Here is a 12,685-nt window from a genome sequence, read left to right as displayed (position 1 = left end):
ATTTATCTTCCGGAAAAAATATTATTTACGACCCAGCTGCTTGGAAGCAAGGAAAATGGAATCCTGTTTGTTGCCGCCGGATTTCAGATAAGCCATCAAGTCACGCAGCTCATCTTCATTAAGACGGTTAATTAATCCCGGCAGCATCACAGAAACTTTGGATGCTTTTGTTCCGGTTACATCTTTTTTCAGCAATTCCCGCTGGTCCTGTGTAGCAAACGGATTCTGGGAAATCACATACTTATCTTTGTCCTGGCTTACCAGTCGTCCTACTACGGTGCTGCCGTTCTTCAAAGAAAACACAGTGGCTTCGTACTGGTCGGAGATGGTTTTGCTGGGTTCAATAATGGCTTCGAGGATATCCTTATTGGAAAAACGTGTACCCAGCTGCGTTAGATCCGGTCCGGCTACGCCGCCTTCACCGCGCATACCATGACAGGAGCTGCACAACGCCGTGGCAAACATCGCCCGGCCCTGTTCAAAATCACGTTTGGTAGTAGTAGCGCTGTCCACTACTTTAAGCGCTTCTTCCAGCTTCCAGTTTCTGCCCGGCCCCTTCGGTTGTGCGAAACCTGCTGCGAGGTTACCGCCACTGTTTAACAGGGAGTCGCCGGAGATCTTGTTGAAATGAGCAAACTCTTTTTTCGGCACATTGGCCAGTGCATTTTTCCTGGCGTCATTGATAAAGCCAATAAAACTATGTCCGCCTTTATAGGAGAAAGCATCGTAAAACCAGTGGAAATATTGTTCCTGTAATTCAGGTGTCCAGCCGCTTTTAGCCTGGCTTAACACGGTTGCGTACCAGGTTTGCTGCAATGGCGGCATCTTGGATAACATACCGGCAATGTCCAGTCCATACCGCGGATTGCGCATGATCAGATCGGCTGATTTCATGGCCGTTTTAGCGGCAGCGGTATCATCTTTGGCGCTGGCCAGCAATGCCATTGTTTTTTCTACGGCATTGGGTGCATTGATGTATACCAGCACTTTACTCAGTGATCTGTTCAGATCGTTGGTGCTGGCGGGATACTGCGGATCAAGGTAGGCGGCTATTTGTGCCGATTGTTCTGCATCGGGTTTACCCATGCGTACAAACACCAGTTCAAAAGCGCGCAACAGGTCAATCTGCTGGGAAGGTGATAACTGTGCATAGTTGATCGTCATCAGTTGCGGCAGCAGCAATTTTTTTACATCTTCCTTGCCCTGGCGTGCCAGCGCAATCGTTCCCTGGATCAGTGTTTCAGGATCTTTCTCCTGTAACACTTTGTTCTGCCACTGGCTCACCGGTTGATTTTCTATGGCTATCCTTGCTGCAAAGCGGATAAAGCGATCACTGTTTTTCAGGTAAGGCCATGCAAAATCAACGGCACCTTCTTTTGCACCGCCGTGATAGGCTTCCAGTTGTTTGCGGATATTAGCGCCTTCTGTTGGAGGAGTTACGGCCAAAGGTTCGTTATCTTCTTTATTGTCTTTATAATATACACGATACAGATCAGACTCCAGTCTGCGGCCACCGGTCAGGAAATACAAAGCGCCGTCAGGACCAATCACACCGTCTGTTAACGGCAGTGGTGAACCCGACAGGAATTCTTCTGCACCTGCTCTGTAAGAAGCGCCATCCGGCTGCAAACTGATGGCGTAGATGATACCAAAGCTCCAGTCGAATGCAAATAATGATTTGCGGTATTTCTCCGGGAACTTTGCATTACCGCCATAGATCAGGTTGGTAGGGGAGCCCTGGCCAATGTTCAGTAAGGGTGGTAAGTTATCGGGATAGGCAGGCGACCATTTCTCTGTACCCGGGCGCCATCCGTATTCACTGCCGCTGGTTACCTGGCAGATGCGGGTAGGGCGGTACCAGGGAGTACCAAAATCCCATTCCATATCTGAATCGTAGGTGAACATATCACCGGCATCATTAAAGGTAAGATCGAAAGGGTTGCGGTAGCCGGAGCTGATGAGTTCCCAGTTGGTACCGGTAGAATCGATATGCGCAATCCATCCGCCATGTGTATTCACCGTATTGTCGTGACCGTTAGGGTCCTTGATAAATGGTAACACGTTATCGATGTTCCACGATGGAGGCACCTTGTAGTTATTCATCTCCGGAATTTTGGTAAAATTACCGGCGATCACATAGATGGATTTTTTATCCGGAGATAATACAATGCTGTGTGGGCCGTGTTCTCCTTCGCCATCCAGCGCTTTCAGCAGCGTGATCTTATCAAACTGATCATCGCCATTGGTATCCTGTAAACGATACAATCCGCTGCCTTTGTCGAAACGGTCATCACTGTTGTGATTCACCATTACATACAGGCTGTTGAAGGCATACAGCAATCCCTGTGCATAGCCCATAGATACTTTTTGTGTAGAAGTATCATTGCCGATTTTGAGTTGTTCAATTTTCAGTTTGGCTGAATCTTCCCCTACGGCAGGGAGCTGCAACCGGTAAAGAAAACCATATTGATCGGACACGATCATGCGGCCTTTGGTGTCAAAGGTCATAGATACCCAGGAGCCCTGATTGTTGTCGCCCGGACTGTACAACCGCTCTGCCTTAAAATTATCAGGTAATTTCAGGGCATCGATTTTCGGATTGCCGGTTAGCTTTGGCTCTGACGTTGAGTCGTTTCCGTTATTGCAGGCCACACCGGTCATCAGAACGGTGGAAACCAGCAACAGCAGCGGGAAAGCTCTTTTACGTGACGTGGTCATAATATAATCTTGAATAGGTTCCTGAGTTGATACTATTGATATGGGAAAACGTTTACTATAGCTGTTAGTAATATAGTAAACGTTTTCCCGTTTTTCTAACTTTTTTTACCAGCCGGTATTTTGTTCAAATCCATTCAACCTGATTTCTCTTTCAGGAATTGGAAATAATAACTGGAACGGCTGTATGTTATATGATGCCGGGCTGAGCCTGGTGAGCCTTTTCTTTTCTTCTATACCGTGGGCAGTCATTACGGAAACGGCTTTGCCGGTGCGTAATAACTGGTACCAGCGATTGTCTTCAAAGGCAAGTTCTACACGCACCTCCTGGAAAACAGCATCACGGAAAGCGCTCTGGCTCAAAGCAGGCAAAGGATCCAGCCCTGCGCGTTGACGCACAGGATTGATATACTGCAGCGGATTACCGGTGCCGGTTTCGTTGATTGCTTCTGCCAGCATCAGCAATACCTGCGAGTAGCGGTATACGGGCCAGTTTTCATTGGCGCGGCCATCAAGCGCATATGGCGGATGATAGAATTTCCGGATGAGCGGTAACTTGCCACCAAAGGCAATTGACTCTGCAAAAGCGGCGTTGGTAGGACTGGAGTACATAAAAATAGATGCATCCTTTCTTTTATCCTTTGCTTCATACGCGTTTACAATACTGGGAGTAGGCATGTTCACGCCGCCCAGGTTACCATTGAAGCCGGTCAGATCTTTTTTACCGTTGCGTGGACCGAAATTGAAAATGTAGTTGCTACTTTCTGTTTCAATACCGGAGTTGTACTGCACCGAAAAAATAGATTCTGAATTGTTCTTCTTCGCCGGATCAAAATTATCTGCATAGTTATCTACCAGCGAATAGTTCAGTGTAGTTACCTGTTGCAGGGTGGTTACTGCCTTTGGATAATCTTTCATTGTCAGGTATACTTCTCCAAGCAGCGTCAGCGCAGCGCCTTTGGTAGCACGGCCGATGTCTCCGCCGGAGTAGCTGGCAGGCAGATTGGCAGCGGCTTCCGTAGCATCCGCAATGATCTGTGCATATACTTCTTCCACGGTGGCTTTCTTCGGAGTGGAAGCTTCATCCGGGCTTGCCACTTCTTTCACCAGCAGTGGCACACCGCCGAAAAGACGCACCAGGTGAAAGTAGTACAGGGCCCGGAGGAATTTAGCTTCACCGAGATACTGTTTTTTAGTTGCTTCGTTGGAAAATTTAACGCCGTCAATGCGGGTAATGATCACGTTGGATTGCTGTATGTTCTTGTATATCTGTGTCCATACATTGTTCACGTAGTTATTGGTGGGAGTGATCAGGAATTCATCGATCTCTTCCCTTTGCTGTGCGCCACGGTCGCTTTCATCATACTGGTAGTTGGTATTATCTGCCCGCATTTCAGCCATCGCCCAGTAGTCGCCGGTATAAAATTCCTGTAATACGCCGTAGCAGCCGTTCACAGCACGGAGTACCTGCGCTTCAGTAGTATAATAGTTAGATCCGCTGGAGAAAGAATTTGGCTTTACATCCAGCATGTTGTTACATCCATTCAGTGCGATCGCAAGCAGCGCGATAAAAGGTATCTTAGTTTTCATGTTGCTATTCTTTTTTTGACTGAATTAAAAGGAGAGGTTGGCGCCCAGTGAATAAATTCTTGGAACCGGGTAACTGGAATAGTCGATACCAGGTACCAGCGCGCCGCTTCCGCCTTTGCCCATGTAGTTGGTTACTTCAGGGTTGCCGCTGTAGTTGGTAAACAGGATGGCATTCTGCACACTTACATATACCCTGGCGCTTTCCACAAATCCCATCTTAGGAAGACTGTAGCCCAGCGTAATATTTTTCACCCATGCGTAGTTGTTTTTTTCTACCGTCAGTGAACTTACGTCACGATACATTACCCTGCCACGGCCGGAACCATTGGTGGTTGGCACTTTGCCATTGCCTGGATTAGATTCTGATCTCCACCTGTTAGCTACATCTTTCCGTACGTTAAATACGCCATCAATATTACCGTTGTAATCGTTGGTGGCATGTAAGCGGTCGGCGCCCATAGAGCCCACTACCAGTACACGCAGGTCAAATTTTTTGTAATTCAGGATATTGGTTAAGCCCCAGTTGAAGTCGGGGTAAGGATTACCGATGATCGCAAAATCTTCCCGCGGATTGATTACGCCATTGCCATTGATATCCTTGAAGCGGATATTACCTGGAATTGCACCGGGGAAAGCTGGGCCTTTATCTACTTCTGCCTGGTTCTGGTAAATGCCGTCAAATACATATCCATACAACATTGCCAGCGGCTGGCCTACAATGCTCACATTGGTAGGATTACCTTCACTGCTGTTGCCGGAATAGATAGGGGCATTGTCTTTTCCCAATGCCAGCACTTTGTTGCGGTTGAAGGCAATGTTAAAGTTGGTGGTCCAGGTGAAAGATTTGGTTTCCATGTTACGGGAAGAGATACCAATTTCCAATCCCTTGTTTTCCATATCGCCACTGTTTTCAGTTACGGTGGTAAAGCCGCTGGACTGCGGTACTTCCACGTTTAACAGCAGGTCCTGTGTATTTCTTTTATAAGCATCGATAGTCAGGTAGATGCGGTCTTTCAGCAAACCAACGTCAACGCCTATATTTAATTCACGCATTCTTTCCCATCCGAGATTTGGATTGCCAAGCGTGTTCATTACACGGCCGCCATTCAGCGCACCACCCAGCACATAATCACTGGTACCGATGCTGCTCATGTAGGTGTAGTTACCGATATTGAAGTTCCCGGAGAAACCATAGGAAGCCCTTACTTTCAGGTCGCTGAATATACGGGACGACTTCATGAAATCTTCCTGTGAAACACGCCATCCCAGTGCTACAGACGGGAAGGTACCCCAGCGGTTGTTGGGACCAAAGCGGGAAGAACCATCACTTCTCACAGTAGCTGTTACCAGGTATTTATCTTTATAAGCATAGTTTACCCTGGCCAGGTAAGATAATAATGCCCATTCTGTTTTATCAGTTACATTAGGATTATTGGTGAGAGTAGCTGCGCCGTTGATGGTTTTGATATCATCATCCGGGAAGTTGGCCGCATTGATACCCACATTTTGTTCCTTCTGTGATTGTACACTGTATCCCAGCAAACCGGTAATAGCATGCCCGCTGTTGCTGTTGTACTGGTAAGTGAGTGTGTTTTCATTCAGCCAGTTCAGGTAATTCCCGGTGATGTAACCTCCGGAAGGAATACTTGGCGGCGCCGCATTGGTATTACCAATGGTGGAGGGCCGGAAGTATTCGGCGCTACCTTCCTGGTAATCTACGTTGAAGGTGGATTTAAATTTCAGGTTCTTTATAATTTCATATTCTCCGTAAGTATTAAAAAGAATACGGGTGCTCTTGGATTTGTTGGTTACCTCATTGAGCATCATTACCGGGTTAGGCAAACCAAAAGTACCGGGACTCTGGATATATTCATTATAGCTGCCATCTGCTTTATAGATAGGCTCTATCGGGCTGGCAATACCGAAAACGCCTTCGCGGCCTTCTCCGTTGGTGTTGCCTTTGCGGGTGGTGTAAGAGGGCGCTACGTTGAAGCCTACTTTAAATCTGTCGGAGAGATTAGCGTCTACATTGGCTCTTACGGTAAAACGCCTGTAGCCGGAGTTGATGATCACCCCGTCCTGGTTGTAATAACCTGCGGAGACATAAGTCCTGATTTTATCGGTACCGCCACTTACGCTCAGGTTAATATCCTGCATGGGTGCTGTGCGTGTAATGGCATCAAACCAGTCGGTGCCTTTACCGATCAGTTCAGGACGACGGTAAACTTCCGGTATGTCTGCATCCGTAGGTTCGCGGTGTTCGGTGAAACGGATATTATCCTCAATCGCTTCTTTTCTGAACTGGGCAAACTCCTGTCCGTTCATGAGGTTTGGACGTCCTTTGTCGGGAATAGTCTGGACGCCGTAATTGGCAGAAAGCTGCACGCGTGGAATACCGGAGCTGCCTCGTTTAGTAGTGATCAATACTACGCCGTTAGCGCCTCTCGAACCATAAATAGCGGTAGCAGAGGCATCTTTCAACACCGCCATGGATTCAATATCCTGCGGGTTAATAGCGTTCATTGGATCAGATACCTGGTCGGAAGAAGACGCCAGCGGATAACCATCTACCACATACAGTGGCTGGCTGCCAGCACCCACAGCGCCGATGCCGCGCACCTGTACCTGCGGGCCACCACCGGGAATGCCGTTGGAGGTACTCACCTGGATACCGGCAATCTGGCCGGCCAATGCCTGGTCAGGACCGGCAACGGGCATGTCTTTAATGTTCCTCATGGTAACAATTCCAACAGATCCTGTTACATCTTTTTTCTGTTGTGTACCATAACCTACAACCACTACCTGGTTAAGGACTTTATTGCTTGGTTCCAGCTGTGCGCTGATGCGGGTACGGGTACCCACGTGATAAGTTTTGCTTGCATAACCGATTATGCTAAAAACAAGAGAATCTGACGGAGCGGCGGAAATGGTATATCTGCCATTCGCATCAGTGAATGCACCCTGGCTGGTACCTTTAACGCCAACGGTTACACTGGGAAGCGGTGAGCCCGTTCCGGCATCTGTAACCTGGCCGCCAACGTTATTCTTTTGTGCATAGGTGAAAGTGCTGATGAATAACAAGGCAGAACAGGTGAAGCCAAAACGTGCGAGGCAGGAAGATCCTTTTTGATAAAGGATAGAAGCTCTGATCATAACGAGTGGAATTTGGTTTGATGAAACGGCATTACTTTACGGAAATAAATTTAGCGGAAGAATAATACATTCCTGTCCTGTTGCGTCCTGTACTGTCCTGTACTGTCCTGTATCGGAGCCTGTTAACTGTTATGAAAGAGGCGTTTGTAAAAGCCGGAAAATATTGCTACTTTCCACTGCATTTGCTAAAATGCAGACAGTTAAAAATCTGATGTATGATCATGAACAGAAAAAGCCTGAAACTGGTAGCCCTGTTTGCCATATTGGGCACTACGGCTTTTGCACAGAATACCACGGACGCTGATGCCGCCGCAAAAGAAAAGAAGCAACGCGAGGAACTGATGAAACAGGACTGGGCCTGTTTAAAATGTTTCCAGGAAGCCAACGCCCAGGTGGGCGCGCCTAAACCGGGCGAACAGCGGGTGGTATTTATGGGAAATTCCATTACCATCGGGTGGGGAAACCTGAACCCGGAGTTTTTTGAAGGCAAACCCTATATCAACCGGGGCATCAGCGGGCAAACCACGCCACAGATGCTGATCCGCTTCCGCCCGGATGTCATTAACCTGAAACCAAAAGTAGTAGTGATCCTCGCAGGCACCAACGATATTGCGGGAAATACCGGCTATACCCCGGTGGAAACAATTTTTGGTAACATCGTATCGATGGCGGAACTGGCCAAAGCAAATGGTATCAGGGTGGTGTTGTCGTCCGTAATACCGGCGTTTGATTATCCGTGGCGTAAAGGACTGGAGCCGGTTGGGAAGATTGCCGACCTGAATCAGCGCCTTAAAAACTACGCCGCCAAAAATAACTGCGTATACCTGGACTATTACACCGCAATGGCCGATGAAAGAAAAGGGCTGAAAGCCGAACTGACATCTGACGGCGTACACCCCAATAAAGCCGGTTACCTCGTGATGGGACCACTGGCGGAAAAAGCAATAGCTACCGCATTAAAAAAGAAATAAGTTGAAAACCCGCTCATTCATTCTTACCGGCATCCTGGCACTGGCAACGGGATTGGTTACCGCACAACAGTCACTTTCCGCCAGGCTGGATTCCCTGTTAACGATCAAAAGTCCCCGCCCGTTCAACGGGGTAGTGCTGATTACACAAAACGGGAAAACGCTGTATGCCAAAGCCTATGGCTATGCTAACCGCGAAACAAAGCGGGCGCTGAACATCAACGACCCGTTTATCATTATGTCCGTTACCAAGCAAATGACGGCCGTAATGGTGTTGCAGCAAGTGGAAAAAGGACGTATCCAGCTACAGCAAACATTGCATTCCTATCTCCCGGAAATAAAAGATAGCTGGGCAGACAGCATCACCATTCACCAACTGCTCAATCACACTTCCGGCGTGGTGTGGTTTGATGCGCCGCTGGCCTTCCTGCCCGGAACAAAATACGCTTATTCCAACTTCGGTTATTCCCTGCTGAAATCCGTACTGGAACGTACTACCGGTAAGCCCTATACGGAGTTGGCAGCTGCCTTGTTTAAAAAATCCGGTATGACGCACTCCGGCATTACCGGCCATATACCAGCAGTAAAAGGCTACCGGGAAATGCCATCTGGTGGCCTGGAAGCAAGTACCGACACTATACCGGACTGGCACTATGCAGGTGCAGGCGTGGTATCCACTGCCCGCGACCTGGTACGCTGGAATGAACTGTTGTATGGCGGAAAGTTGCTGAAAGACAGCTGCTACCAGTTGATGACGCATGTTTGGGAACACCGGCAGCACACCGTATACGGGTCAATGGGAACCGGCTATGGTATTGTGGTAAGCGACGATAAGCAGGAGATGGGACACACCGGGTATATGCCGGAGATGGGATTTACGCTCATCAATTTCTACTATCCGGCAACCCGTACCAGTCTTGTTGTAATGGAGAACGCCGGCTACAGCGAAAAAGATATACCCAGGGCTTATTTCTTTGAAAGAAACATCCGGGAAATATTATTACCAACTGTTATAAAGAAGCAATAACAGCTATTTACATAATTCCACTGCGGTGATATGTTATTTTTTTCTCGTAACGTTTTCTTATTCAGATATTTTGTTGTAGTTTCATTACTCACCAAAGAAAAGGAGGTATTCATGCTATCTACAGAATATTCATGGACACCTAAGGTTAATTTAGTTTAACCCGGGCGGCTCCATTAGAGAATCTGTTAACGCTTTGGCGTTAAAGGCATCCTGGCATAGCCGGGATGCCTTTTTCTTTGTTATATAATATTTTTATATTTTTGTGAGATGTATAACGCATTGGTTACCCCAAAGCAACAAATTATAACACATGGCTTTTATTATGGTGGACGTTGAAACAGACGGTCCCATTCCCGGCGATTACTCTATGATTTCTTTTGGCGCCGTCCTTGTAAATGAACAACTGAATCAATCTTTTTACGGTCAGCTAAAACCCATTTCCACTAAATTTATTCCCGAAGCACTGGCAGTATCCAATCACACGCGTGAAGAAACCCTCGGCTTTAATGATCCCGCACAGGTGATGCAGGATTTTAAGCAATGGATCACTTCCGTTAGTAAGGACCGGCCCATTTTCATCAGCGATAACAACGGTTTCGACTGGATGTTTATCTGCTGGTATTTTCATCATTTTATTGGTGAAAACCCGTTTGGGTTTAGTTCCCAAAACCTCGGCAGTTTGTACAAAGGCATCACAAAGGATACTTTCCAGACGTTCAAGCACCTGCGCCAAACAACCCATACGCATCACCCGGTAGATGATGCAAAAGGCAATGCAGAAGCGCTGCTTACCATGAAACGCGAAATGGGACTGAAAATTAAGTTGTAGCTACGCCCTCAAACTTTTAACCGGGTTCACCAGCCCGGCTTTCACCGACTGGTAAGCGATTGTGACTCCCGCTATCAGTACAGACACCGAGATCGCAATAAGAAAAGTACCGCCACCGATATGGGTCTGATAAGCAAAATTGTCCAGCCAGCGCGTCATCACAAACCAGGCGACAGGCGCCGCCACGCAAAAGGAAACAAAGATCAGCAGGATAAATTCTTTTGCAAATAGCCCGACAATATTCAGAAGGGAAGCCCCTAATACTTTACGGATACCTACTTCTTTGGTGCGTTGCACCGCTGCAAAGGCCACCAGGCCATACAATCCGAGGCAGCCAATGATGATGGCCAGGGAGGAAAACAGCTTAAATGCGGTGTATATTTTTTGCTCCTGTATATACATGCTGGCGATGCGGTCGTCCAGGAACTGATACTCAAACTGGTTTTCTGTAAATAATGCAGACCATAATTTATCTATGCCTGCAATAGTATTCCGCATATCAGTGGGCTTGATCCGGATATTGGCCGTTCCGAAACCGCGGGCATTGTATTCCAGTATACAAGGTCTTCTCTTTTTATACCGGGATTCACTCTGGAAATCTTTCACCACACCCGTGATCAGTGCAGGGCCATCGTTGATGTAAAAGTGTATTCCCAGTGCTTTCTCCGGGTTCTGAATCCCCATTTTATGGATCATTGTTTCGTTTACAAGCACCCTGCGAAGTGTGTCGGCATCTGTGCCTGGGCGGATCTTTTCGCCAGCCAGTAACTGTATCGAAAACATGTCCATATATTGTTCGTCGATCGCTTTTACTTCGGTTACATCGTTTTCAGTAAGTCCCACCGCGGGGCAGCGGAACCCGCTGAAGTTGCTTCCGTTCACCGGTGAGCCCGAGGCAAAGCTCAGCTGTGCTACACCGGGATTGGCAAGCAATTGCTCCTTTAAAATATCCCGCTTGTTCCTGTCGGGTACCGGGAAAGAAACAACTGCTTCTTTGTTAAAGCCCAGGTCCTGGTTCTGGAGAAAGTCCATCTGGTAGCCAACTATCAGCGTACCCGCAATCAGTATCTGGGAAATGCCAAACTGGGTGGATACCAATATCTTTCTTAATCCTAATCCCCGGAAGGTAATACCCGTATTGCTTTTAAGGGATGTTGCCGGTTCAAAGGCCGACTGCACAAAAGCAGGATACAAGCCAGCTAAAAGTATAACCGTTACCGTTATTGCTGCCAGTACCGCAACAATTAGCGGTTGCATTAACTGAGATACCCCGATCTTCAGGTTCATCCAGGTGGCTACAAATGGTAACAAAACTCCTGCTGCTATGGTTCCCAGCACAACTGCCATCAATACCAGCAGAGTGGTTTCACCCAGGAATTGACGGATCAGCTGACCACGGTAAGCCCCCAGCACTTTACGTACACCTACTTCCTTTGCGCGGCGTATAGCCTGCGCCGTAGCCATATTGATGAAATTGATACAGGCGGTGATGATAATAAACAGCGCCACCATCGCAAGGCCCCAATAGGTTTCCCGGCTGGTGGTAGGACTGGCAGGGTTACCCAGGTAACGCTGGTCAAAATGGATTTCTTTCAGTGGCTGCAGTAAAAGGGTTGCTCCGGAAGCGACATCAGCGCCCCAGTTTTTGGTAATAAAGGCAGGCATCCTGGCCTGCAACTTCGCTACGTTGTAGTGCTCAGGCAGCACCACAAAAGCATTGCCACCATTGATATTGTAAAACTCAGCCGGTGCCAGCACTTCCTTCCTGATGGTTTCGTAGGAAGCCAGGAATACAAACGGCTGACTGGTATTGCCCGGCAAATCTTCAATAACACCGGTTACTTTAAGGTTAAACTGGTTGTTCAGGTTAATTACCTGGCCCATCGGGTCTTTTGTACCAAAGTATTTTCCGGCAATGCTTCGTGTGAGCACCACCTGGTTGGGTTCCGATAAGGCAGTGCGCGGATCCCCGGCCAGCCAGTGATAATCAAATATCTGAAGGAAAGAAGCATCTGCGAAGGCAAATCCTTTTTCATTGTACCGCGTATCACCCGCTTTTACCAGCCCGGTGATCTGGTACCAGTATTGCGACACCTGCTCCAGTTCGGGGAAGTCGTTGCGCAGGGCGGGTACTACTGCCAGCGAGGTACTGGGATTATAATCGAGTGCATGCAAATTAACACGATAAGTACGATCCGCTTTTTTGTGGAAGCTGTCATAACTCAACTCATTTTTTACAATGAGAAAGATGATCAGGCAGGCGGCAATACTAAGCGTTAAGCCAAATACATTGAGAAATGTATAGCTGAAATTCCGCGTGATCGTCCTGAAAGCTGTTTTAATATAACTGCTGAACATGGAATTCAATTTATAGGATGGACCGTACTTGCAGCTAAGTAAATG

Annotated in this window: 7 protein-coding genes; 3 read left to right on the top strand and 4 right to left on the bottom strand. The window is 47.6% G+C overall.

Going from position 1 to position 12,685, the window contains the following annotated elements; translation table 11 throughout:
- Positions 1-21: 21 nt before the first annotated feature.
- The 3 genes from V7S65_RS09275 to V7S65_RS09265 all read right to left on the bottom strand — a co-directional run bounded on the left by V7S65_RS09275 (position 22) and on the right by V7S65_RS09265 (position 7,458).
- Positions 22-2,718, bottom strand: coding sequence for a c-type cytochrome (locus V7S65_RS09275; RefSeq protein ID WP_336388469.1), 2,697 nt, complete (start codon positions 2,716-2,718; stop codon positions 22-24).
- Positions 2,719-2,823: 105 nt separating this feature from the next.
- A complete protein-coding gene (locus V7S65_RS09270) occupies positions 2,824-4,305 on the bottom strand; it encodes a RagB/SusD family nutrient uptake outer membrane protein (protein WP_336388470.1) in 1,482 nt (493 codons plus the stop codon).
- Between the two features lie 24 nt (positions 4,306-4,329).
- Positions 4,330-7,458, bottom strand: coding sequence for a SusC/RagA family TonB-linked outer membrane protein (locus tag V7S65_RS09265; protein ID WP_336388471.1), 3,129 nt, complete (start codon positions 7,456-7,458; stop codon positions 4,330-4,332).
- Positions 7,459-7,673: 215 nt separating this feature from the next.
- Here V7S65_RS09265 and V7S65_RS09260 point away from each other — a divergent pair, with 215 nt between their 5' ends.
- The 3 genes from V7S65_RS09260 (at position 7,674) to V7S65_RS09250 (ending at position 10,282) form a co-directional block, all read left to right on the top strand.
- Complete coding sequence (locus V7S65_RS09260) at positions 7,674-8,429, top strand: SGNH/GDSL hydrolase family protein (protein WP_336388472.1); 756 nt, start codon at positions 7,674-7,676, stop codon at positions 8,427-8,429.
- A gap of 1 nt (position 8,430) precedes the next feature.
- Positions 8,431-9,453: a serine hydrolase domain-containing protein gene (locus V7S65_RS09255; RefSeq protein WP_336388473.1), complete on the top strand. Its 1,023-nt coding sequence runs from the start codon at positions 8,431-8,433 to the stop codon at positions 9,451-9,453.
- Between the two features lie 310 nt (positions 9,454-9,763).
- Positions 9,764-10,282: a 3'-5' exoribonuclease domain-containing protein gene (locus V7S65_RS09250; RefSeq protein ID WP_336388474.1), complete on the top strand. Its 519-nt coding sequence runs from the start codon at positions 9,764-9,766 to the stop codon at positions 10,280-10,282.
- Here V7S65_RS09250 and V7S65_RS09245 read toward each other — a convergent pair whose 3' ends face one another.
- Positions 10,283-12,640 (bottom strand): ABC transporter permease, encoded by a 2,358-nt coding sequence (locus tag V7S65_RS09245; protein ID WP_336388475.1) that lies wholly within the window; start codon positions 12,638-12,640, stop codon positions 10,283-10,285. It lies immediately after the preceding gene.
- Between the last annotated feature and the right edge of the window lie 45 nt (positions 12,641-12,685).

Source organism: Chitinophaga sp. CCNWYY40 (assembly GCF_037483205.1).
Classification (GTDB): domain Bacteria; phylum Bacteroidota; class Bacteroidia; order Chitinophagales; family Chitinophagaceae; genus Chitinophaga; species Chitinophaga ginsengisegetis.
The sequence above is the reverse complement of the archived record's forward strand: the minus strand, read 5'-3'. Positions and strand labels throughout refer to the sequence as shown.

Coding starts and splice junctions, on each gene's coding strand:
- V7S65_RS09270 (WP_336388470.1), bottom strand. CDS start 4,305: ATGAAAACTAAGATACCTTTTATCGCGCTGCTTGCGATCGCACTGAAT.
- V7S65_RS09260 (WP_336388472.1), top strand. CDS start 7,674: ATGATCATGAACAGAAAAAGCCTGAAACTGGTAGCCCTGTTTGCCATA.
- V7S65_RS09245 (WP_336388475.1), bottom strand. CDS start 12,640: ATGTTCAGCAGTTATATTAAAACAGCTTTCAGGACGATCACGCGGAAT.
- V7S65_RS09250 (WP_336388474.1), top strand. CDS start 9,764: ATGGCTTTTATTATGGTGGACGTTGAAACAGACGGTCCCATTCCCGGC.
- V7S65_RS09275 (WP_336388469.1), bottom strand. CDS start 2,718: ATGACCACGTCACGTAAAAGAGCTTTCCCGCTGCTGTTGCTGGTTTCC.
- V7S65_RS09265 (WP_336388471.1), bottom strand. CDS start 7,458: ATGATCAGAGCTTCTATCCTTTATCAAAAAGGATCTTCCTGCCTCGCA.